The organism is Streptomyces sp. NPDC048255 (assembly GCF_040652415.1).
In the GTDB taxonomy this organism is placed as follows: Bacteria; Actinomycetota; Actinomycetes; order Streptomycetales; family Streptomycetaceae; genus Streptomyces.
On the sequence record NZ_JBEZMA010000013.1, the window covers coordinates 113,393 to 135,838 of the forward strand.

The 22,446-nt window shown below is 73.3% G+C and carries 20 protein-coding genes; 12 read left to right on the forward strand and 8 right to left on the reverse strand.

Annotated elements, in window-relative coordinates:
* Nucleotides 1-64 precede the first annotated feature (64 nt).
* From AB0D94_RS13905 to AB0D94_RS13925, 5 genes are all read left to right on the forward strand, one after another.
* Nucleotides 65-1,663 carry a carboxyl transferase domain-containing protein gene (locus tag AB0D94_RS13905; RefSeq protein WP_362050795.1) on the forward strand — a complete coding sequence of 533 codons (1,599 nt, stop codon included), beginning with the start codon at nt 65-67 and terminating at the stop codon, nt 1,661-1,663.
* 8 nt (nt 1,664-1,671) lie between these two features.
* Nucleotides 1,672-3,585: a biotin carboxylase N-terminal domain-containing protein gene (locus AB0D94_RS13910; protein WP_362050647.1), complete on the forward strand. Its 1,914-nt coding sequence runs from the start codon at nt 1,672-1,674 to the stop codon at nt 3,583-3,585.
* On the forward strand, nt 3,582-4,742 hold the full coding sequence (locus tag AB0D94_RS13915) for an acyl-CoA dehydrogenase (RefSeq protein ID WP_362050650.1): 1,161 nt from the start codon (nt 3,582-3,584) through the stop codon (nt 4,740-4,742). The genes AB0D94_RS13910 and AB0D94_RS13915 overlap by 4 nt, the downstream gene beginning before the upstream one ends.
* A gap of 574 nt (nt 4,743-5,316) precedes the next feature.
* Nucleotides 5,317-6,075, forward strand: coding sequence for an enoyl-CoA hydratase family protein (locus AB0D94_RS13920; RefSeq protein ID WP_362050653.1), 759 nt, complete (start codon nt 5,317-5,319; stop codon nt 6,073-6,075).
* Nucleotides 6,063-6,773, forward strand: coding sequence for a TetR/AcrR family transcriptional regulator (locus tag AB0D94_RS13925; protein ID WP_362050656.1), 711 nt, complete (start codon nt 6,063-6,065; stop codon nt 6,771-6,773). The genes AB0D94_RS13920 and AB0D94_RS13925 overlap by 13 nt, the downstream gene beginning before the upstream one ends.
* A 70-nt stretch (nt 6,774-6,843) precedes the next feature.
* On the opposite strand, the gene AB0D94_RS13930 is transcribed toward AB0D94_RS13925, so the two are convergent.
* Nucleotides 6,844-7,947, reverse strand: coding sequence for a citrate synthase 2 (locus AB0D94_RS13930; protein ID WP_362050659.1), 1,104 nt, complete (start codon nt 7,945-7,947; stop codon nt 6,844-6,846).
* A gap of 200 nt (nt 7,948-8,147) precedes the next feature.
* Between AB0D94_RS13930 and pdxH the strand changes: the two genes are divergently transcribed.
* Both pdxH and AB0D94_RS13940 read left to right on the forward strand, forming a co-directional pair.
* Entirely contained in the window at nt 8,148-8,819 is a 672-nt protein-coding gene (pdxH, locus tag AB0D94_RS13935; protein ID WP_362050663.1) for a pyridoxamine 5'-phosphate oxidase, read from the forward strand.
* Between the two features lie 442 nt (nt 8,820-9,261).
* On the forward strand, nt 9,262-10,599 hold the full coding sequence (locus AB0D94_RS13940; RefSeq protein WP_362050666.1) for a PAS domain-containing protein: 1,338 nt from the start codon (nt 9,262-9,264) through the stop codon (nt 10,597-10,599).
* 189 nt (nt 10,600-10,788) lie between these two features.
* Here the strand turns inward: AB0D94_RS13940 and AB0D94_RS13945 are convergent, their stop codons facing one another.
* Nucleotides 10,789-11,544, reverse strand: coding sequence for an SIS domain-containing protein (locus AB0D94_RS13945; protein WP_362050669.1), 756 nt, complete (start codon nt 11,542-11,544; stop codon nt 10,789-10,791).
* A 277-nt stretch (nt 11,545-11,821) separates the two neighbouring features.
* On the opposite strand from AB0D94_RS13945, the gene AB0D94_RS13950 reads away from it, so the two are divergent.
* Together AB0D94_RS13950 and AB0D94_RS13955 are read left to right on the forward strand one after the other, a co-directional pair.
* Nucleotides 11,822-12,514 (forward strand): metal-dependent transcriptional regulator, encoded by a 693-nt coding sequence (locus AB0D94_RS13950; RefSeq protein ID WP_362050672.1) that lies wholly within the window; start codon nt 11,822-11,824, stop codon nt 12,512-12,514.
* 405 nt (nt 12,515-12,919) lie between these two features.
* Nucleotides 12,920-13,921: an alpha/beta hydrolase gene (locus AB0D94_RS13955; RefSeq protein WP_362050675.1), complete on the forward strand. Its 1,002-nt coding sequence runs from the start codon at nt 12,920-12,922 to the stop codon at nt 13,919-13,921.
* A gap of 37 nt (nt 13,922-13,958) precedes the next feature.
* On the opposite strand, the gene AB0D94_RS13960 is transcribed toward AB0D94_RS13955, so the two are convergent.
* The 4 genes from AB0D94_RS13960 to AB0D94_RS13975 are packed head-to-tail and all read right to left on the reverse strand — an operon-like array spanning nt 13,959 to nt 17,450.
* Complete coding sequence (locus AB0D94_RS13960) at nt 13,959-14,576, reverse strand: hypothetical protein (protein ID WP_362050678.1); 618 nt, start codon at nt 14,574-14,576, stop codon at nt 13,959-13,961.
* An 8-nt stretch (nt 14,577-14,584) separates the two neighbouring features.
* The gene (locus AB0D94_RS13965) at nt 14,585-15,205 is read right to left on the reverse strand and encodes a hypothetical protein (protein WP_362050681.1); all 621 of its coding nucleotides are present in this window, start codon (nt 15,203-15,205) and stop codon (nt 14,585-14,587) included.
* 23 nt (nt 15,206-15,228) lie between these two features.
* The gene (locus tag AB0D94_RS13970) at nt 15,229-17,085 is read right to left on the reverse strand and encodes an alpha/beta hydrolase (RefSeq protein ID WP_362050684.1); all 1,857 of its coding nucleotides are present in this window, start codon (nt 17,083-17,085) and stop codon (nt 15,229-15,231) included.
* Entirely contained in the window at nt 17,082-17,450 is a 369-nt protein-coding gene (locus tag AB0D94_RS13975; RefSeq protein WP_362050687.1) for a hypothetical protein, read from the reverse strand. Before AB0D94_RS13975 ends, AB0D94_RS13970 begins: the two co-directional genes overlap by 4 nt.
* A gap of 231 nt (nt 17,451-17,681) precedes the next feature.
* Between AB0D94_RS13975 and AB0D94_RS13980 the strand changes: the two genes are divergently transcribed.
* The 3 genes from AB0D94_RS13980 to AB0D94_RS13990 all read left to right on the forward strand — a co-directional run bounded on the left by AB0D94_RS13980 (nt 17,682) and on the right by AB0D94_RS13990 (nt 20,791).
* Nucleotides 17,682-17,954 (forward strand): DUF1876 domain-containing protein, encoded by a 273-nt coding sequence (locus tag AB0D94_RS13980; protein WP_362050690.1) that lies wholly within the window; start codon nt 17,682-17,684, stop codon nt 17,952-17,954.
* A gap of 72 nt (nt 17,955-18,026) precedes the next feature.
* Nucleotides 18,027-18,497 carry a hypothetical protein gene (locus tag AB0D94_RS13985; protein ID WP_362050693.1) on the forward strand — a complete coding sequence of 157 codons (471 nt, stop codon included), beginning with the start codon at nt 18,027-18,029 and terminating at the stop codon, nt 18,495-18,497.
* Entirely contained in the window at nt 18,497-20,791 is a 2,295-nt protein-coding gene (locus tag AB0D94_RS13990) for a tetratricopeptide repeat protein (RefSeq protein ID WP_362050696.1), read from the forward strand. The genes AB0D94_RS13985 and AB0D94_RS13990 overlap by 1 nt, the downstream gene beginning before the upstream one ends.
* On the opposite strand, the gene AB0D94_RS13995 is transcribed toward AB0D94_RS13990, so the two are convergent.
* Nucleotides 20,736-21,482: an ABC transporter permease gene (locus AB0D94_RS13995; protein ID WP_362050699.1), complete on the reverse strand. Its 747-nt coding sequence runs from the start codon at nt 21,480-21,482 to the stop codon at nt 20,736-20,738. The two genes, AB0D94_RS13990 and AB0D94_RS13995, sit on opposite strands and share 56 nt — an antisense overlap.
* Nucleotides 21,479-22,405, reverse strand: coding sequence for an ATP-binding cassette domain-containing protein (locus AB0D94_RS14000; RefSeq protein WP_362050702.1), 927 nt, complete (start codon nt 22,403-22,405; stop codon nt 21,479-21,481). Before AB0D94_RS14000 ends, AB0D94_RS13995 begins: the two co-directional genes overlap by 4 nt.
* Nucleotides 22,406-22,446 lie beyond the last annotated feature (41 nt).

The window sequence follows — 22,446 nt, forward strand, 5'->3', positions numbered from 1 at the left end:
CCGAAACCGCGCCCGGATCCGCGCCCGGATCCGCCCGAGCAACCGCCCCGGAGGGGACCGGCCCATGACCCGCCTCGGCACCACCGTCGACCCCCGCGGCCCCGAGCACGCGAAGGCCCGTAGCGCCGCCCTGGAGCGGCTCGCCGCACTCGACGCCGAACACGCCAAGGCCCTGGACGGCGGCGGCGAGAAGTACACCGCCCGGCACCGCGGGCGCGGCAAGCTGCTGGCCCGCGAACGCATCGAGCTGCTCCTCGACCCGGACACCCCCTTCCTGGAGCTGTCCCCGCTCGCGGCCTGGGGCAGCGACTACCCCGTCGGGGCGTCCATGGTCACCGGCATCGGCACCGTCGAGGGCGTCGAGTGCCTGGTCACCGCCAACGACCCGACCGTGCGCGGCGGGGCCAGCAACCCCTGGACCCTGAAGAAGGCCCTGCGCGCCAACGAGATCGCCCGGCAGAACCGGCTGCCCTGCATCAGCCTCGTCGAGTCCGGCGGCGCGGACCTCCCGTCGCAGAAGGAGATCTTCATCCCGGGCGGGGCGATCTTCCGCGACCTGACCCGGCTGTCGGCCGACGGCATTCCGACCGTCGCCGTCGTCTTCGGCAACTCCACCGCCGGAGGCGCGTACGTCCCCGGCATGTCCGACCACACGATCATGATCAAGGACCGTTCCAAGGTGTTCCTGGGCGGCCCGCCCCTGGTCAAGATGGCCACCGGCGAGGAGAGCGACGACGAGTCCCTCGGCGGCGCCGACATGCACGCCCGTACCTCCGGCCTCGCCGACTACTACGCCCTGGACGAGCACGACGCGATCCGCCAGGCCCGCCGCGTCGTCGCCCGCCTGAACCACCGCAAGCCGTACGCGGACCCGCCGAAGGCCGAGGAGCCCCTCCACGATCCCGAGGAGCTGCTCGGGATCGTCCCGGCCGACCTGAAGACGCCCTTCGACCCGCGCGAGGTCATCGCCCGGATCGTCGACGCCTCCGACTTCGACGAGTTCAAGCCCCTGTACGGCACCAGCCTGGTCACCGGCTGGGCCACCCTCCACGGCTACCCGGTGGGGATCCTCGCCAACGCGCAGGGCGTCCTCTTCAGCGCCGAGTCGCAGAAGGCCGCCCAGTTCATCCAGCTCGCCAACCAGCGCGACATCCCGCTCCTCTTCCTCCACAACACCACCGGCTACATGGTCGGCAAGGAGTACGAGCAGGGCGGCATCATCAAGCACGGCTCGATGATGATCAACGCGGTCTCCAACTCCCGCGTCCCCCACCTCTCCGTCCTGATCGGCGCGAGCTACGGCGCCGGGCACTACGGCATGTGCGGCCGCGCCTACGAGCCCCGCTTCCTCTTCGCCTGGCCCAGCGCCAAATCGGCCGTCATGGGCCCCCAGCAGCTCGCCGGGGTACTCTCCATCGTGTCCCGGCAGTCCGCCGCCGCGAAGGGGCTCCCGTACGACGAGGAGCAGGACGCCGGGATGCGGGCCTTCGTCGAGGCCCAGATCGAGTCCGAGTCCCTGCCGATGTTCCTGTCCGGGCGGCTGTACGACGACGGGGTCATCGACCCGCGCGACACCCGCACCGTCCTCGGCCTGTGCCTGTCGGCCGTCCACAACGCCCCCGTCGAGGGCGCCCGTGGCGGCTTCGGCGTCTTCCGGATGTGAGCCCGCACATGACCCAGTCGATCACCTCCCTGCTCGTCGCCAACCGCGGTGAGATCGCCGTACGGATCTTCCGCACGGCCCGCGCCCTCGGCCTGGACACCGTCGCCGTCCACTCCGACCCGGACGCCGACGCCCTCCACGTCCGCACCGCCGACGCGGCCGTACGCCTGCCCGGCGCGGCCCCCGCCGACACCTACCTGCGCGGCGACCTGATCATCAAGGCCGCCCTCGCCGCCGGGGCCGACGCCGTCCACCCCGGCTACGGCTTCCTCTCCGAGAACGCCGGCTTCGCCCGCGAGGTCCAGGCCGCCGGGCTGACCTGGATCGGCCCGCCCCCCGAGGCCATCGAGGCCATGGCCTCCAAGACCCGTGCCAAAGAGCTGATGCGCGCCGCCGGAGTGCCCCTCCTGGAGCCCGTGGACCCGGCCGCCGCCACCGCCGCCGACCTGCCGCTGCTCCTCAAGGCCGCCGCGGGCGGCGGCGGGCGCGGCATGCGCGTCGTCCGCGACCTCGACGCCCTCAAGGAGGCCCTCGAAGGGGCCGTCGCCGAAGCCCGCTCCGCCTTCGGCGACGGCGAGGTCTTCGCCGAGCCCTACGTGGAACGCGGCCGCCACGTCGAAGTGCAGATCCTCGCCGACGCCCACGGCACCGTCTGGGCGCTGGGCACCCGCGACTGCTCCCTCCAGCGCCGCCACCAGAAGGTCATCGAGGAGGCCCCCGCCCCCGGCCTGCCGGAAGCCCTGCGCGAGACCCTGCACGCCGCCGCCGTCGCCGCCGCCCGCGCCGTCTCCTACCGGGGAGCGGGCACCGTCGAGTTCCTCGTCACCGCCGACGGCCGCCCCTGCTTCCTGGAGATGAACACCCGCCTCCAGGTCGAACACCCCGTCACCGAAGCCGTCTTCGGCCTCGACCTCGTCGCCCTCCAGCTGCGCGTCGCCGAAGGCACGGCCCTGCCGCCGTCGCCCCCGGCACCCCACGGCCACGCCGTCGAGGCCCGCCTCTACGCCGAGGACCCCGCGCGGGACTGGCGTCCGCAGGCCGGAGTCCTGCACACCCTCGACGTCCCCGGCACGGTCCGCGTGGACACCGGCTTCACCGGCGGCGACAGCGTCGGCATCCACTACGACCCGATGCTGGCCAAGGTCGTCGCCCACGCCCCGACCCGCGCCGAGGCCGTCCGGATCCTCACCCACGCCCTGGCCGCAGCCCGGATCCACGGGCTCACCACCAACCGCGAGCTCCTCGTACGGTCACTGCGCCACCCGGAGTTCATCGTCGGGCAGCTCGACACCGGCTTCTACGATCGCCACCTCGCCACCCTCACCGAAGGCGCGCCCGACGCCACCCTGGCCGCCCTCGCCGCCGCCCTCGCCGACGCGGCCCCCGCCCCGGACGCCCCGCTCGCCGCCCGCCTCGGCGGCTGGCGCAACCTCCGCTCCCAGCCGCAGACCCGCCGCTACACGGCGGCCGGTACCGAGTACGAGGTCCAGTACCACCCCGTCGACCACCCCGGCGTGCGGGTCCTGGCCGCCGAACCCACCCTCGTCACGCTCGAAGTCGAGGGAATCCGACGGCTGTTCCACGTGAAACAAAATTCGAACACGCCGGAGGTCTACGTCGACTCCGCACTCGGCGCCCACACACTCGTCCCCGTCCCCCGGTTCGCGGACCCCCAGGACCGCACCGAACCGGGCTCCCTGCTGGCCCCCATGCCCGGCACCGTCGTCCGCGTCGCCGAGGGCCTCGCCCCCGGCAGCCCCGTCACCGCCGGGCAGCCCCTCTTGTGGCTGGAGGCGATGAAGATGGAGCACCGCATCCTCGCGCCCGCCTCCGGCACGCTCACCGCGCTCCACGCCGCCACCGGCCAACAGGTCGAGTTCGGCGCCCTGCTCGCCGTAGTCCAGGAGGAACCGCACGCATGAGCCCCGTCACGGAAACCCAGGAACACCAGGCCCTGCGCAAGGCCGTCGCCGCGCTCGGGCAGAAGTACGGCCGCGAGTACCTGGCCCGAGTCGCCCGCGAAGGCGGCCACCCGGACGAGCTGTGGGCGGACGCCGCCGCGCTCGGATACCTGGGGGTCAACCTGCCGCAGGAGTACGGCGGCGGAGGCGGCGGCATCGCCGAACTCTCCATCGTCCTCGAAGAGCTCGGGGCCGCGGGCTGCCCCCTCCTCATGATGGTCGTCTCGCCCGCCATCTGCGGCACGGTCATCTCCCGCTTCGGCACCGGGGCACAGAAGCAGGCCTGGCTCCCCGGCCTCGCCGACGGCAGCCGCACCATGGCCTTCGGCATCACCGAGCCCGACGCCGGATCCAACTCCCACCGCATCACCACCACCGCCCGCCGCGACGGCGACGACTGGATCCTCACCGGCCGCAAGGTCTTCATCTCCGGCGTAGACATCGCCGACGCCACCCTCGTCGTCGGCCGCACCGAGGACTCCAGGTCCGGCCGCCTCAAGCCCTGCCTGTTCATCGTCCCGCGCGAGGCCCCGGGCTTCACCCGCACCGTCATCGACATGGAACTCCAGGCCGCGGAAAAGCAGTTCGAGCTGGTCCTGGACGACGTACGCCTCCCGGCAGAAGCCCTCGTCGGGGACGAGGACGCGGGCCTGCTCCAGCTCTTCGCGGGCCTCAACCCCGAACGCATCATGACGGCCGCCTTCGCGATCGGCATGGGCCGCTACGCCCTCTCCAAGGCCGTCGACTACGCCAGGACCCGCCAGGTCTGGAAGGACCCCATCGGCGCGCACCAGGCCGTCGCCCACCCGCTCGCCCAGGCCCACATCGAGCTGGAACTGGCCCGCCTGATGATGCAGAAGGCCGCTGCGCTCTACGATGCGGGCGACGACATGGGCGCGGGCGAGGCCTCGAACATGGCCAAGTACGCCGCCGGCGAAGCCTGCGTGAGGGCCGTGGACCAGTCGGTCCACACCCTCGGCGGCAACGGCCTCACCCGCGAATACGGCCTGGCCTCCCTGATCACCGCCTCCCGCGTGGCCCGCATCGCCCCGGTCAGCCGCGAGATGATCCTCAACTTCATCTCCCACCAGACCCTGGGCCTGCCCAAGTCCTACTGAGCTGTTGGGCTCGGCTGCGCCGGTGCCCTGCGGGCGGCTAGGCGGTGCTGGTTCGGCTGCGCCCGGGCCCCTGGGGCTCCGCCCCAGACCCCGCGCCTCAAACGCCGGCGAGGCTGGATTTGGCTTCGGCCGGGCCTGGTCGGTGGGGTCGGTCCGCGGTGCCCCTCCGGGCTGTCTCCTCGGCTCGCGCACTTAGCCCATGCTGCGAAAGCGCTGCCCGGGTTGCGCGCTCGTCCTGCGGGGACACCCCTGCGCGGCACCACTCCCCTCCGCCACGAGTTCCCACGGGCACAGGGGCCTGCTTCCGAAGCTCGGGCGTGGGGTGGGGACGCGCAGGAGGGTCCCCGCAGGACGAGCGCGCAACCCAGGGCGGACAATGCGTAGCCGGGGTCGAGTGCGCGAGCCGAGGAGACGCTCCGGAGCGTCCGCGCCCCACACCCCGGCAAGCAAGGCAAGCACGGCGAGGGCCGATTCCAGCCCCGCCGGCGTTTGAGGCGCGGGGTCCGGGGCGGAGCCCCGTGCAGCCGCGCCGAGCCCCGGCGCAGCCGAACCCGCACACCCCTCCGGAGGAGACATGGCCACACTCGTGCACGCCGCCCAGGCGACCGGCATCACCACGCTCACCCTGGACTCCCCGGCCAACCGCAACGCGCTCTCCGAGGAGCTCGTCGCCGCACTCCGGGCCGCCCTCGCCGCCGCCGGGGCCGACCCGGCCGTCCGGGCCGTCGTCCTCACCCACACCGGCACCACCTTCTGCGCCGGAGCCGACCTCAAGTCCCCCTGCGACCCCGCCGACTTCCTGGCCCTGCTCCGGGAGATCGCCGAGCTCCCCAAGCCCGTCGTCGCCCGCGTCACCGGCCACGTCCGCGCCGGCGGCCTCGGCCTGCTCGGGGTCTGCGACATCGCCGCCGCCGGGCCGCGGTCCACGTACGCCTTCACCGAGACCCACCTCGGCCTGGCCCCCGCGGTGATCTCCATGCCGCTGCTCCCGCGCCTGGACCCCCGCGCCGCCGCCCGCTACTTCCTGACCGCCGAGCCCTTCGACGCCCCCGAAGCCGCCCGGATCGGCCTGATCACCCTGCACGCCACAGAGGACGCCGACGGCGCCGACGGCGTCGACAAGGCCCTGGAACCCGTCCTCGCCGGCCTGCGCAAGGCCTCCCCGCAGGGCCTCGCCGCCACCAAGGCGCTCACCGCCGCCGCCGTGCGCGAGGACCTGGAGCGTGACGGCGCCCGCCTCACCGAGCTGTCCGGCCGCCTCTTCGCCTCCGCCGAGGCCCGCGAGGGCATCACCGCCCGCTTCGAGCGCCGGGACCCGGCATGGGCACTGTGACCGGCGCGGCCGGCGCAACCGGCACCACGGGCGCGGCCGGCGCAACCGGCACCACGGGCGCGGCCGGCGCAACCGGCACCACGGGCGCGGCCGGCGCCACCGGCCCCAAGCAGGCGCGCAGCCGCGTCACCCGCCGCCACCTCCTGGAGGCGGCCGTCTCCTGCCTCGCGGAACACGGCTGGGCGGGCTCCACCGTCGCCGTCGTCGCCGAACGCGCCGGAGTCTCGCGGGGCGCGGCCCAGCACCACTTCCCCACCCGCGAGGACCTCTTCACGGCCGCCGTCGAGTACGTCGCCGAGGAGCGGTCCACGGCCCTGCGCGAGCTGTTCCACTCCGCCCCGACCGCCCGCCCCACCGCGGTTGAGGCACTGGTGGACCTGTACACGGGCACCCTCTTCCGGGCCGCGCTCCAGCTGTGGGTCGCCGCCTCCAACGAGGAGCAGCTGCGCCCCCGCGTCACCGAACTGGAGGCCCGGGTGGGCCGCGAGACCCACCGCATCGCCGTCGAACTGCTCGGCGCGGACGAGTCCGTGCCCGGCGTACGGGAGACCGTGCAGGGCCTGCTCGACATGGCCCGGGGCCTCGGCCTGGCCAACGTCCTCACGGACGACACGGCCCGCCGGGCGGGTGTGGTGGCCCAGTGGTCCCGGATCATCGAGACCACCCTGGCCACCGGCCGCCGGACCACCGCCCCCTAGGCCACCCGCCACCCGCCACCCGCCACCCGCCACCGGCCGCCGGACCACCGCCCGGTACGCCGAGGGTTCGTCAGCGGTCCGCGATGCCCTCGTACCCCTGGATGTCGCGCGGGTCGCGCCGGCTGGGCCCGGTGTAGCGCGCCGAGGGCCGCACCAGGCGGCCCGTGCGCTTCTGCTCCAGGATGTGCGCGGACCAGCCGGCCGTCCGGGCGCAGGTGAACATCGACGTGAACATGTGCGCCGGCACCTCCGCGAAGTCCAGCATGATCGCGGCCCAGAACTCCACGTTGGTCGCCAGCACCCGGTCGGGGCGCCGCGCGTGCAGCTCCTCCAGCGCGGCCTTCTCCAGAGCCGCCGCCACCTCGTAGCGCGGCGCGTCGAGCTCCTTCGCCGTGCGGCGCAGCACGCGGGCGCGCGGGTCCTCGGCGCGGTACACGCGGTGCCCGAAGCCCATCAGACGTTCGCCCCGGTCCAGCGCCTGCTTCACGTACGCCACGGCGTCGCCGGTGCGCTCGATCTCCTCGATCATGCCGAGCACGCGGGACGGCGCCCCGCCGTGCAGCGGCCCGGACATCGCGCCGACGGCTCCGGAGAGCGCGGCCGCCACGTCCGCGCCGGTGGAGGCGATGACCCGGGCGGTGAAGGTGGAGGCGTTCATGCCGTGCTCGGCGGCCGAGGTCCAGTACGCGTCGACGGCCTTGACGTGCCGCGGGTCCGGCTCGCCCCGCCAGCGGATCATGAACCGCTCGACCACGGACTCGGCCTTGTCGATCTCCCGCTGCGGCACCATCGGGCGGCCCTGGCCGCGCGCGGACTGGGCGACGTACGACAGGGCCATGACGGCGGCGCGCGCCAGGTCGTCGCGGGCGGTGCGCTCGTCGATGTCCAGGAGCGGTTTCAGACCCCACACCGGGGCCAGCATGGCGAGGGCGGACTGTACGTCGACACGGATGTCACCGGAGTGGACCGGGATGGGGAAGGGTTCCGCGGCGGGCAGGCCGGGGTCGAAGGCACCGTCGACCAGCAGGCCCCAGACGTTCCCGAAGGAGACGTGGCCGACGAGGTCTTCGATGTCGACGCCCCGGTAGCGGAGGGACCCGCCTTCCTTGTCGGGCTCGGCGATCTCCGTCTCGAACGCGACGACACCTTCGAGCCCGGGTACGAAATCGGACATCAGGCGGCTCCTCAGATAGTGCGAACACGCGCGGCTCCCGGCGTGATTCGCGGTCCGGCGCGGTCATCCCCGTTGATGCCCGGCACGGCCGAAGGTCACCCGCATGGGGACGTCCGGACCGGCCCCAAGATTTTGTCGGCTCCCGATGGTGTGCGGAAGCGTGACGTCCGGCACACCTCGGGAAGTCGTACTGGGGCAGGATGGCCCGCGTGACCGACCATGACCTTGACCCCGCCGTCATGCGCAAGCAGTACCGCTCGCAGATCGTCTCGGAGGAGAGCCTCGCCGAGGATCCGATGCGGCAGTTCGCCCAGTGGTTCCAGCAGGCCGCCGACGCGAACCTCTTCGAGCCGAACGCCATGGTCGTCTCGACGGCGACCGCGGACGGCCGGCCCAGTTCCCGCACCGTGCTGCTGAAGCAGTTCGACGAGCGGGGCTTCGTCTTCTTCACCAACTACGACTCCCGCAAGGGCCGCGAGATCGACGAGAACCCGCACGTCGCCCTCCTGTTCCCCTGGCACCCCATCGCCCGCCAGGTGATCGTCACCGGCACGGCGGCCCGGATCGGCCGCGACGAGACGGCGGCGTACTTCCGCTCCCGCCCGCACGGCTCCCAGCTGGGCGCCTGGGCGAGCGAGCAGTCCGCCGTGATCGCCTCCCGCGCGGAACTGGACCGGCGCTACGCGGAGCTCGCCGACCGCTACCCCGAGGGCGAGCAGGTCCCCGTACCGCCGCAGTGGGGCGGCCTGCGGGTGACCCCTGACGCGGTGGAGTTCTGGCAGGGCCACGAGAACCGCCTGCACGACCGCCTGCGCTACGTCCTGGAGGCCGCCCACCCGGACAAGTGGCGCCTCGAACGCCTCTGCCCGTAGCCGGCGGGCCTCGCCGCCCGCCCCGCGGGCGGGGGCTGAAAACGCAGACGACCCGCGGGCTCGGGTTTCTCCCTCTGCAGTGAGAGAAGCCGGCCGGACGTACCGGCGAGCCCGCGGGTCGGGTGACTGCTGTGGATTGGCGCCTGGCGATCCCGCCGGGCACCGCACTGGGTGCGTGCGACGACGGGCGCTTAGCCCGCAGTCACCTCACGCGTCCGGTTTCCGTACATTTCGGGAACCACCTCCCTTCTCGTGTACGGCAGAGCCTAGGAGCATGCCGGGGAGGGCACAAGCATATTTTTTCGGGTCGCCCGTCACCCCTTGTCCGACCAGCGGAATCGACTCATTCCGGGGTATTCGGGGGAACGGGGTGTGGGCTGCGTCACGTTCCAGTTCAATGATCTGACGTGCCGCACACGCGAACACCTGCAGGGGGTGCCAGGTGAGTGCCTTCGGACGTAGTGAGACCGCCGACGATCTGCTCGCAGCGCTGTTGGACGGGATGGACGCCGCCTTGTGCGCGTTCGACTCCGACGGCGTGATCACGCACTGGAACCGGGAGGCCGAGCGGATCCTCGGCTGGTCCGCCGCCGAGGCGGTGGGGCGCAAGGGGTTCGCCGGGTGGGCGGTGCGGGCCGCCGACGCGCAGGACGTCCAGGACCGGCTGATGGCGGCCCAGGACGTGCCGGGGCGGCAGGTGCACGAGTTCGCCCTGGTGACCAAGGACGGCGGGCGGGTCCTCGTACGGACCCAGTCGGCCGGGGTGCCGGGGGCCGACGGGAAGCCCGCCGGGGTGTACTGCGCCTTCAGCGAGGTGCACGCCCAGATCGACCTGGAGCGGTCCATCGCGCTGAGCGAGGCGCTGATGGAGGACGCCTCGTGGGGTGTCGTCCTGGTCGACGTGGACCTGCGGCCCGCCGTGGTCAACGCGCACGCCGCGCGCGCCTTCGGCACCGGCCGCACCGCGCTGCTCGGGCGGCCGCTCGGGGAGCTGCTGACGCAGGGGGTGGAGGAGCTGGAGGGTGCCCTCCAGCACGTGCTCGCGGAGGGGGCGCCGCCCGCGCCGGTGGAGCTGTGGGTTTCGGTGCGTACGGCGGAGGGGGTGCGGCGGCGGTGCTGGCGGTGCGGGTTCCTGCGGCTGGCCTCGCCGCTGGCGGAGGAGCCGGTCCCGCTGGGGGTGGGCTGGCTGTTCCAGGACGTCACCGAGGCCCGGCAGGCCCAGCTGGACACCGCGCAGCTGCGCTTCCGCGCCCATCAGCTGCACCGCGCGGGGCGGGTCGCCGCCGAGTGCGAGGATCCGGCCGAGGCCGCGGCCGTACGCCTGGACTTCGCCCTCGCCGGCTTCGCCGAGCACGCGCTGCTGGACGTACTTGACCCGTCGGCCGACCCGGAGCGGCGCAGGCTCGTACGGTCGGCCGTGTCGCCGCCGGTGCTGCCGGGGCCGGGCTCGATCCCGGTGCGGTACGCGGCCGGGCACCCGGCGTTCCAGGCGCTGGACCGGATCGGCTCGGTGCGGACGTCCGCCCCGCGCGGGGAGCCGGACGGGGAGTGGGCGCGGGCCCGGCAGTGGCCCGAGGGTGCGGTGCACGTGCTGTGCACGGTGCTGCGGAGCCGGGGCCGGACGGTCGGGGCGCTGACCTTCGTGCGCGGGGCCTCCCGCGCCGCCTTCGAGCGGGCGGACGCGGAGTACGCGGAGGAGGTCGCGGCCCGGGTCGCGGCCGACCTGGACCTGGCGGCGGGGCGGGCGGTTGGATCTGGCGGCGGGCCGGGCCCGGGATGACCGGCAAGACACCCCGTCCAGTGGCTCTGGCCGGCCCGGGCGGAACGGCGGGAGCGCTGCCGCGGCCGCCTGGAGTGCCCGGCGGCGGCGGAACGGCGTGAGCGGTGCCGCGCCGGCCTGGAGTGCCCGGCGGCGGCGGAACGGCGGGAGCGCCGCCGCGGCCGCCTGGAGTGCCCGGCGGGCGGCCGGTCAGTGCCGGAAGAAGATCCGGTCGCCGTACTCCTGCATGACGCGGCCGTTCCACTCGTGGCCGCCGTCGACGTTGCCCGAGCGCAGCAGCGGGGGCTCCACGCCGCGGGCGACGAGCTCGCCGGCGGCCGCCGCCATGACGGCCTGCATGATCGCGCTGGTCACGACGGTGGAGGCGGGGGCGAAGGGTGCGTCGATGCCGTCGAGGGTGAGCTCGGCGTCGCCGACGGCGATCTTGCTGTCGAGGACGACGTCGCAGTGGTCCTTGAGGAAGGTGCCGGAGACGTGCCGCGACTTGGTCCCGGTCGCGTACGCCACCGAGGTCACGCCGATGACTTTGAGGCCGATCGCGCGGGCGTTCATGGCCATCTCGACGGGCAGGGCGTTGCGCCCGGAGAGGGAGATGATCACGAGGACGTCGCCCGCGGAGGCGGGGCTGCTGTCCAGGACGGCTCCGGCGAGGCCGTCGACCCGCTCCAGGGCGCTGCCCAGCGTCGCGGGCATGACGTCGATGCCCGCGGTGCCCGGAACGGCGAGGAAGTTCATCAGGGCGAGTCCGCCGGCCCGGTAGACCACGTCCTGGGCGGGGAGCGAGGAGTGCCCGGCGCCGAAGGCGAAGAGCCGGTTGCCGCCCGCCACCGCGTCGGCGACGAGGGTCCCGGCCTCGCCGATGTGCGCGGCCTCCTCGTCCCGGACCCGCTCCAGCAGGCCGATGGCCGCGTCGAAGAACTGACCGGCCAGCTTGCTCTCGCTCATACGCCGATGGCCTTCCGGGGGTGGGGGGCTTCCGTGTCCGCCGCTCACCGTGCGGTCTGGACCAAGGGCCTGTCAATACGAACGTCAATCCCGGGCCGAAAGGGCTGGGCGCCGCGCGCGGATGTCCTGGGCGGGTCGGGGGGAGGGTCCGCGAGCGGGTCCGCGCGAGAGGTCCGGACAAGGCCGGTACAAGGGGTTGCCCGCCGCACGGGACGGTTCCGTGCCCGATGCGTCAGAATTGGGGGCAGGGCCAGCGCACGCAATCCGAGGGGCACGAATGTCCGGACTGATCGATACCACGGAGATGTATCTCCGCACCATCCTCGAGCTGGAAGAGGAAGGTGTGGTCCCCATGCGCGCCCGTATCGCCGAGCGGCTCGATCAGAGCGGTCCGACGGTGAGCCAGACGGTGGCGCGGATGGAGCGGGACGGCCTGGTGGCGGTCGCCAGCGACCGGCACCTGGAGCTGACGGAGGAGGGGCGGCGGCTGGCGACGCGCGTGATGCGCAAGCACCGGCTCGCGGAGTGTCTGCTCGTCGACGTCATCGGCCTGGAGTGGGAGCAGGTGCACGCGGAGGCCTGTCGCTGGGAGCACGTGATGAGCGAGGCGGTGGAGCGGCGGGTGCTGGAGCTGCTGCGTCACCCGACCGAGTCGCCGTACGGGAACCCGATCCCGGGACTGGAGGAGCTGGGGGAGAAGGCCGAGGCCGACCCGTTCCTGGCGGACGGCATGATCAGCCTGGCCGAGCTGGACCCGGGCACCGAGGGCAAGACCGTGGTCGTGCGCCGCATCGGCGAGCCGATCCAGACCGATGCCCAGCTGATGTACACGCTGCGCCGCGCGGGCGTTCAGCCCGGTTCGGTGGTGAGCGTGACGGAGTCCGCGGGCGGTGTGCTGGTCGGCAGTGGCGGGGAGGCCGCCGAGCTGGACGGGGAGGTCGCTTCGCACGTGTTCGTCGCGAAGCGCTGACGGGAGCGGGCCGGAGCCGATGGGGGCCGGCCGCCGGAGCCGACCGCGGCGATGTGCTGACGGCCGGCGGCGGCAGGGCTGCGAATGGCTGACCGCAGTCGCCGATTCGCCCGTACGGGCCAGTCCGGGTCTGCGAGCCTGGTAGCAATCTGGTGTGGACGGTCCCGGCGCCTCGCGGCGCCGGGACCGGTCCTCCCCTTTTTGACCTGGAGCCCCGAGCTCTCAAGGTCATCCCCTTCGGACCGTCTTCCCCGAGCGGCCCGCCTCCCTGTTGAAAGGATCTCCATCGGCAGCGGCGGCCAATCCTTGAGCAAGGTCACTCGAAAGAGCGGTGTTGTCGGCGAGACGCCCGTTTTCGAATACGGGTTCGATAGTCTGGCCGGGAGCGAAGGGGGTGCATCTGCGGTGGTACAGCGCATCGATGTGACGGCGGCCGACGGCGTGCGCCTGGCCGCCTGGGAGTTCCGCGAACCGTCCGCGCAGCCCGCGCGGCCCGTAGAGCCCGTACGGTCCGCGGAGCCCGCACGGCCGGCGGAGCCCGCACGGTCCGCAAGGGCTGCCCGGTCCACCGGGGCTGCCCGGTCGGCCGATCCCGCCCGCCCCGCGGAGCCGGCACCGGCCGTGGATCCGCAGCGGCCGGCGGTCCTGTTACTCCACGGCCTGATGGGCCGTGCCTTCCATTGGGCCGGGACCGCCCGCTGGCTCTCCGAGCACCGCCGGGTCGTGGCGCTGGACCAGCGCGGCCACGGCCAGAGCGACCGCCCCGCCTCGGGCCCCTACACACGCGAGGCCTTCGTGGCCGATGCCGAAGCCGCCGTCGAGCAGCTCGGCCTGGCCCCCGTGACCCTGATCGGCCACTCCATGGGCGCCCTCACCGCCTGGCAGCTCGCGGCCCGCCGCCCGGACCTGGTCGAGGCCCTGGTGATCTGCGACATGCGGGCCTCCGCGCTCGGCGAAGCCTCCCAGCAGGAGTGGGAGGACTGGTTCCACCGTTGGCCCCTGCCCTTCCCCACCCAGGACGCGGCCCGCCGCTGGTTCGGCGAGGACGACCCGCGGGTGGAGCGCCCCGACCCGGGCCGCGGTGCCTTCTTCGCCGAGGTCATGCATGAGGCCCCGGACGGCTGGCGCCCGCTCTTCTCCCGCCGCCAGATGCTGACGGCCCGGGAGACCTGGGTCCACGACGCCCACTGGGAGGAGCTGGCCCAGGTCCGCTGCCCCGCCCTGGTGGTCCGCGGCCTGGACGGCGAGCTGGGCCGCGCCGAGGCCCAGGAGATGGTCCGCGTCCTCCCGGCCGGGCGGTACGCGGAGATCCCTGACGCCGGCCACTACCTCCACTACGACCAGCCCGCCGCCTGGCGCGCGGCGCTGGAGCCGTTCCTGGACGGCATCAGGGCCACCCGGAACTGACCCGGCCCGGCCGGTCCCGCCCCGCCCCGGCCGCCCCTCAGGGGGCGGCGGGGCTGCCGGAGGGGAGCGAGGTGGTGGCGGACCAGTACTCGTCCTGCACGTCCGGCCGCGGCGGGAACGGGACATTGCGCACCGGGGTGTTGGGTTTGGTGGTGGGGTCCTGCACGGGGTGGTCCCTCAGGCAGGGGGTGGCGGCCTCCAGGAAGAACTGGCCCTCTCCGCCGACCTGGACGGACAGGGTGTAGCCGTCGGGGGTGCTGGCGTGGATCCACGGGACCTCCTTGCTCGGGTTGGTGGACGTGATTTTGTACCCCCGGTCCTTCCAGGCGCGCTCGATCACCCCGAGCAGGGCGGCACGGCGCTGCTCCGAGACGACCGTCAGCACGATGATGTCCCGGCCGGCGGCCCCGGTGCCGGTGGGCGCTCCCGCGATTCCCTTGGTGCAGCCGGAGTCGCCGCCGGAGCCGTGGTTCCAGCGCAGTTCGGGCGTCACCGCGGCCAGGGTCTCCTGGAGGATTGCGTCGGCCCGCGTGGCGCCCTGCTGCATGTTCATGGTTTCGGCCCCCTTGCCCCGGGATCCGCCTCCGCCGAGGCCGCAGCCCGCGGTGAGAGCCGCGAGCGTGAGCAGGGTGAGCGCCGTGCGGGGGAGTCTCATCGGGTTCCTCAAGGAGTGGGGCTGCCCGACGGGATCGGTGTGGTGGCGGACCAGAACTCGTCCTGTACGTCCGGCCGCGGCGGGAACGGGACATTGCGCACCGGGGTGTTGGGTTTGGCGATGGGGTCTTGCACGGGGTGGTCCGCCAGACACGGCGTGGCGGCCTCCAGGAAGAACTGGCCTTCTCCGCCGACCTTCGCCGTGAGGATGTACCCGTCCGGGGTCTCGGCGTAGATGGCCGGAACCTCCGCGTCGGCCCGGACGCTCTTGATCACGTAGCCCCGCCCCTTCCAGTCGCGTTCGATCACTCCCATGAGGGCGCCGCGACGCTGCTCGGACACGATCGTCAGGATGGTGATCCTCCGCTTCGCGGACCCGGTGCCGGTGGCCGCGCCCGCGACTCCCTTGGTGCACCCGGCATCGCTGGCGGGGCCGTGGTTCCAGCGGAGTTCGGGCGTCACCGCGGCCAGGGTCTCCTGGAGGATGACGTCGGCGCGCTCGGCGCCCTGCTGCATGTTCATGGTGCTCTTGCTCTTCCTTTCGTCCGGCCCCTCGTCGCCGGGTCCGCAGCCGGTGGCGAGGGCGGTGAGCGCGAGCAGAGAGACTGCTGTGCGCAGGATGCGTGTCATCCGTGTGTGCCGCCGGTCCGGGCTCATCGATGCCCCTCAGTCGAGATCTTCTCTGGCTTGCCCGCGATGATCAGCGCGATGTTGTCGGCCGATTCAGCGTCCTTGTTCGGGTTGAAGTAGTTGGAGTGCGCGTCCATGGGCCCGCTGCCCTCGACGACCGGAAGCGGGCCATCGTCCACGAGGAAGCGGTTGGCGCCGAAGTCCTTGTTGGCAGGGTCCATGCCGAAGTAGATCTGGTTGTCGTCGGTGACCGCGTCGCCGATGAAGTAACCGGCGGCGCCGCCCACGAGGGCGCCGGGGATTCCTGCGGTGAGGAGGCCCGCCCCGGCACCGCGCAGCATCCCGCCGGACTCCGTCTTGTTCGGGAGCATGGACACGGGGTCGTGGTCGGACGCACCCACGTACACGTGCTCCTTGCCGACGTTCAGCTGGTCGGCGTGCTGCGCGCCGGTGCCGGGGCTGCCGACCAGGATGATGTCGTCGGCGCCCGGGATCCCGCCGTTCAGCTGCGCCGCTTGGCCCACGGTCAGCGAGCCGTACGAGTGGCCCACAGCCGTGACGTGCGGATCGGCGTTCTCGTTGGTTGCGCTGATCCCGGCCATGAACTGGCTGTAGGCGGGAGCACCCTTCCGGGCGTGCTCCTCGGACATGACGGCGAAGTTGCCGGCCACGGTGTCCGCGGGCAGCTGCGGTGCGTCGTAGCCGAGCCAGACGATCGAAGCGGAGCTCTTGTCGTACCCCTGGGCACCGATCGCCGTGTCCCGGGCCCGCTGGATGTCGTTGCGCGCGAACTCCGCGTCCAGCGCCGTGCCCAGCCCCGGTACGTACGCGGACACGTTGCGCGAGGTGTCCGGGTTGCCGAAGGCGACGATGGCGCGGCCGCCGCCCTGGTCGCCGATGCCCAGCAGGTACATCGGCGGATCGCCCGGCTTCTGCGGGTACCACAGCTGGTGGTCGATCGAGCGCATGCCCGCGAGCTGGGTCTGGGACTTCTCGTCGTCCTGCGCCGACAGCTTGCCGATCAACATCTGCAGGTTGTCGCGGTTCGCGTTGTCGCGGACGTCGACCGGGATGCCGTCCAGGTTGCCGATCACGTCGGGGTAGACGGACAGCAGCTCGGCCCGCTGCTCCTCGGTCAGGCCCTTCCACCAGCTGTTGCGGTCGGCGGGGGAGCTCTTCTCCGGGATGGTGTCGCGCAGGTAGTCGCCGGCCTCCTTGCGGACCACCTCCGCGTCGCCCGCCGCGTCGGCCCAGGTGGCGTCCGTGACCTCGATGCCGTCCGGAGCCTTGAGGCGGTTCAGGGCCCGGGTGAAGCGGGAGTCGACCTCCTGGGCCGCCGTCACCGCGCCGACGATCCGGTTGGCTATGTCCACGGCGACCGCGTGGTGGGGATTGGGGTTGATGAGGCTCGGCTGCGACGGGCCCAGCTGGTGCGGGGGTGCATCCAGCTGCAAGAGGGGCTTGGCGGCGCCCTTGACGGATCCACCGGGCACGGGCTGCTTGGTGAGGGAGTTCTCGCCGCCCTCCGGGTACTGCACCGATCCGTCGGCGTGGACGGTGTATCCGCGCGCCGAGGCGTCGTCCAGCGCGTCCTTCAGCCGCACCTGCTCCTCGGAGAGCTCGTGGGCCAGCGAGTTCAGGGTGGTGCGGATGAGGCCGCACTCGGTGTGGATGAAGTCGAAGTTCCGGTCGAGCCGCTTGAGCCGGTCGTACGCCGCCACCGCCGACGCGCCCTTCTGCGTCTCCAGCGACTTGATCATCTCCATGCTGATGCGGTCGCGCGCCGCGTCCGCACGGGTGCTGGCCTCGGCCCACGCGGTGGCGGCCTCGGTGTACTCCTGGGTCTTCAGGTCGCGCAGCTGCTGCCAGGTCACGGTCACGGCTTGGGCTCCTGCTTCATGATCAGACGGGAGAAGGAGACCCGGTTCTGCTCGTCCACCTCGCCGATGTCCCGCGCGACGGTCAACAGCTCGGGCCGCAGCGAACCGCACTCGTCGCGCACCGCCCCCAGCCGCTTCTCCCAGGACGTCCGTACGGTGGCCAGTGCGGCCGTGGCCTCGAATCCGGCCGTGCCCGCCCCGACGCCCTCGTGGGCGGCCGCCATCTTGCCCAGGGCTTCCGAGGTGCTGATGCGCAGCTCGCCCGCCGCTGCCGCGGCCTTGCTCCAGGGGCCCCCGGAGTGGGCCAGGTCCTTGTCGTCCCCCTGGCCGCCGCCTCCGCCGCCGTCCGCGGATGCGAGCCGCATGCCCGCGGGCTCCCCGAACACTTCCTGCCAGCGTGCCGGCAATGCCTCTGTGCTCATGTGTGGTGTGCCGCCCCTCCTGGTGCCCCCGTAGGCACTGTGGTCCGTACAAAATCAAGACAGGTGTATCGCAGGCAAATTCGGTGGCCGTACGTACGGTCGCAGGCCCCCGCTCGCGCCGGGTTCACCGGGGGCGCACTCTGGAAGGAGGTGACCCACTGGAGGTGATGCACCATGTCCACGCTCGTCGGGTGGCACGTGGAACTCGAGTTCACCGAGGAAGGCCACCGCACCAGTGCGGCGGCCCTGGTCAGGCTCGGGGACGGTTCCGAGATCAGGGCGCACGGCTATGCCATGCGCCATCCCTCCGACCCGGAGCAGTTGCGGGTCGGCGAAGAGATCGCGGGCGCTCGCGCGCTCATGGATCTCGCTTCCCAGATGTTGCAGAAGGCCCATTCGGAGATCGACGAGGCAACGGGCCGGCACTCGTACCCGCTGAACAGCTGACCGCTCAACCGCTGACCCACCGGGTCGCTTTCGGCCGTTTCGGCGGGCGTCTCCGGTGGGAATGTGGCGGGCATGTCGCGAACGGTGCGTTGGATCCTCGTCGTATTGGGTGCGGTCGTGATCTTCGGGGGGTGTTTCTGGCTGGGCCGGTGGGACCCGTTCCAGTGGGTGCCGGACGAGGACGGCGTCGAGATAGCCGGGGCGTTCGCCGGGGCCATGACCGCCATCGTGCTGGCCGCGGGCAGCCCGTGGGCGCAGGCGGGCCCGCCCACAGCCCCGCCCACCGCCCCTCCCGCCCCTCCCGCTCCGCCCACCTCTCCCGCCTCGCCCGCTCCTGTGGTCCCCGCCGCACGGTCCGCGAAGCAGAAGGCGAAGGCGAGCAAGAAGAGCAAGGTCACGCAGACCATCACGGGCACCGCCCCCGATCAGAGCGTCCAGAACGCCCGGGCGAGCGGTGAGGCGACCGTCGAGCAGCAGCTCGGAGACCCGCCGCTCCCGGGCGCCGGTACGGCCGCCCCGGGCGGGACGGGGCCCACCACCTAGTGGGCGCCGAGCACGCACCGCAGGGCCTCGACCGGCTGGACCAGTGGGCCCGCGCCGGGGGCAGCGCCCGGATCACCCAGATCGGCCAGCAGATCGGCCGGGACCTCAACGTCTTCGGGCCCGGCACGGGCCCCGCGCCCACGGCCCTGTACGGGCTGCCCGACGCGCCCGTCGAGCTGGTCGGGCGCACCGAGCAGGTCGACGTCCTCCTCCACCTCCTGGAGCCCGCGGGGACCACCCCCGTCGCCGTCGTCGCCGGGCTCGCCGGCGTCGGCAAGAGCGCCCTCGCCCTGACCGTGGCCCAACGGGCCGCGCAGCAGGGCTGGTTCCCGGGCGGAGTGCTCTTCGTATCCCTCAACGGCTACGCCCCGTCCGGGCAGGTGAGCCCCGGCCAGGCGGTCGCCACGCTGCTGCGCGCCCTCGGTATCCGCGACGCCGACCTGCCGCCGACCTACGAGGAGCACCTGGCGCTCTACCGTTCCGAGCTGGCGGGCCGGGCCGCCGCCGGGCAGCGGGTGCTGGTCGTCGCGGACGACGCGGGCGACGTGGCGCAGGTGCGGCCGCTGGTACCGGCGGGCGGGGGCGGCCACCGGCTGCTGGTGACCTCCCGGCACGGCCTGGTCGCCCCTGATTTCCCGGCCCGGCTGGTGGACCTGGACGAGCTGTCCGGTGACGCCGCGACCGAGCTGATCACCGGAACCCTGCTGCGGACGCGGCCCGCGGACCCGAGGCCGGAGCGGGACCGGGCCGCGCTCGCGGAGATCGCGACGTACTGCGGGCGGCTGCCGCTGGCGCTGACCGTCGTCGCCGCCCGGCTGGCGGGCGATCCGGGGCTGTCCCCGACCACGCTGGCCGAGCAGCTCGCGGACACCCGTACGCGGCTCGCCGCCCTGCACTTCGAGGGCCCGGCGGGCGGGCTGCCGGTGGGGGTGCGGGCCGCATTCGACCTGTCCTACCGGTGCCTGAGCCCGGACGAGGCCCGGCTGCTGCGGCTGTTGACGGTGAACCCGGGACCCGACTGCGCCACCTTCACGGCCACCGTCCTGGACCGCGAACCCGAGTGGGACACGCGCGTCCTGGTGGAGGGGCTGCGGGGGAGACGGCCCAAGGACGTACGGGAGCTGCTGGCGGCGCTGGCCACCGCCAGCCTGGTCACCGAGCAGCCCGTGGGCTCCGGGCGCTGGCGGATGCACGACCTGGTCCGGCTGTACGCGGCGGAGCAGGGCGAACGGGAGGCGGAGGCCGACGGCCGGGCGGCGGCCCTGGACCGGCTGCTGGAGTACCTCTACGGCGCCACCAGACAGGCGGTGTTCCAGCTCAAGGTGCAGTCCGGAAGGGCGGCCCTGGCCTGGCTGGACCGGGAACGCGCCACGGTGGTGGCCTCCGTCGCCCTGGCCGATGCGGAAGGCCGGACGGAGCAGGTGGTCCGCCTCGCGACGGCGTTGCTCCCCTATCTGGACGACTGGCGGCACATCGAGGAGTCCTTGGACCTCGCCGGACGTGCCCTGGCCGGCGCCCGTCTCCTCGGCGATCAGGGCTACGCGAGCGCCGCGCTCCTCTACCTGGGCCAGACCCATACGGAGATCCGGGCCTTCGCGCGGGCCGCCGCGTACCTCGAAGAGGCGGCGGTCGGCTTCGGGGAGCAGGGGGATGCCGGGGGCGAGGGCACGGCGCTCGCCTCGCTCGGCTGCATCCTCGCGATCCAGGGCCGCATGGAGGAGGCGGTCACGATGCTGGAGCGGGGCAGCGAGCGGCTGCGGGAGTCCTGGTACCGGCCCGGCGAGGTGAGCGCGCTGGTCAACCTCGGACTGGTGCTGGCCCAACTGGGCCGTTTCAGCGAGGCCATGGAGGCGCAGGAGCGGGCCGCCGGGCTGTCCCAGGAGATCGGTGACAAGGCGGGCGAGGCCACCTTGTACCGCAATCTCGGCCTCTGCTTGCTGGAGATGGGAAGGCTGGAGGAGGCCCGCGAGGCCCTGGAGCACAGCCTCGGCATGTGGCGCGAGCTGGGTCACCGGCACGGCGAGGGGCTGGCCCTGTCGGCTCTGGGCCTCATCCTGCAGGGGCAGGAGCTCTACGAGGAGGCCGCCGCCGCTCACCGGCAGGCGACGGCGCTGCTCCTGGAGGTGGGCGACGAGCACCGGGCGGAGCTGTCCGCGCACGAGATCGTAGCGGCCCTGGCACTCGCCGCCGCCAGGCCCGGTCCCCTGCGCCGGGCCTGGCGGCGGCTGCTGCGCCCCTTCAAGCGGTCCGGCGGCGGAACAGCACCCCCGCCAGAGCCACCGCCACGGCCATGACGGCCGCGCACCAGCCCAGGGCCACCCAGGGCGCGTTCCCGGCGGGCTGCGCCAGGAGCAGTGCGCGCAGGGATTCGATGACCGGGGTCAGCGGCTGGTGCTCGGCGAAGCCGTGCAGCCAGCCGGGCATGGTGTCGATGGGGACGAAGGCACTGGAGGGGTAGGGCAGGAACATCATCAGGAAGGTGAACCCGCCCGCCGCCTCGGGCGTCTTGGCGAGCAGCCCGAGCGCGGCGGCCAGCCACGAGATGGCCGTGATGTAGGCGACGAGGAGCCCGGCGGCGGCCAGGAGGGCGGGGGCCGAGGCCTGCGGGCGGAAGCCGATGGCGAGGGCGACGGCCAGCACCAGCGTGGTGGACACCAGGTTGCGCAGGACCGAGGCCGTCACGTGCCCGGCCAGGATCGGCACGCCGCCGACGTCCAGGGAGCGGAGGCGGTCGATCACCCCGTTCCGCATGTCGTCGGCGACGCTGACGGCGGTGCTCGCCGCGCCGAAGCCCGCGCACAGCAGCATCGCTCCGGGGACCACGTAGGTCACGTACGCGGTGCCGGTGTCGATGGCCCCGCCGAAGAAGTAGACGAAGATCAGCATCAGCATCACCGGCAGCATCAGCGCGGTGATCAGCGCGTCCGGCTGGCGGCGGCTGATGCGCAGGCTGCGTCCGGCGAGGGCGAGGGCGGCGGTGTTCATGCGGTGGCTCCCGTCAGGCTGAGGAAGACGTCGTCGAGGGTGGCGCTGCGGACCGCGAAGCGGTCGACGGCGGTGCGGTCCGGGTCGAGTTCGTCGAGCAGGGCCCGGACGTGGAGGGCGCTGCCGTCGGTGGGCAGGCCGAGGGTGAGCTCGTCGGGGGCGAGGTGCACGGCGCGCGGGGCGAGCGCGTCGTAGGCGGCCCGGCTGACGAGGGTCAGGTCGAGGCGGTGCCCCGCCACGCGGGACTTGAGCTCGGCCGGGGTGCCCTCGGCGGCGATCCGCCCTTCGGCCAGTACGGCGACGCGGTCGGCGAGCTGATCGGCCTCCTCCAGGTATTGGGTGGTGAGCAGCACGGTCGTGCCGTCGGCGCGCAGTTCCCGTACGAGGTCCCAGAGGTCCTGGCGGCTGCGCGGGTCGAGCCCGGTGGTCGGCTCGTCCAGGAAGATCACCTCGGGCCGGCAGACCAGGCTCGCGGCGAGGTCGAGGCGGCGGCGCATGCCGCCCGAGTACGTCTTCGCCGTGCGGTCGGCGGCCTCGGCGAGCCCGAAGCGGTCGAGCAGTTCGGCGGCTCGGGCCCGGGCGGTACGGGCGGGGAGCCCGGACAGGCGGCCCGTCATGCGGAGCATCTCGGCGCCGGTCTGGAGCTCGTCGATGGCCGCGAACTGCCCGGTGACGCTGATCCGTTCGCGGACGCGGGAGCGGTCGGCGGTGACGTCGTGCCCGGCGACGCGGGCGGTGCCGGAGTCGGCGGCGGTGAGGGTGGCCAGGATGCGCACGGCGGTGGTCTTGCCCGCGCCGTTGGGGCCGAGGAGGGCCAGGACGCTGCCGCGCGGCACGGCGAGATCGATGCCGTCGAGGACGCGGAGGTCCCCGTAGGACTTGGTCAGGCCGGTGGCGTGGATACCGAGGTCGGACGTGGTCATCCGGGACCACACTCCCTTCTGCGTATGTCGTACGCGCTTCT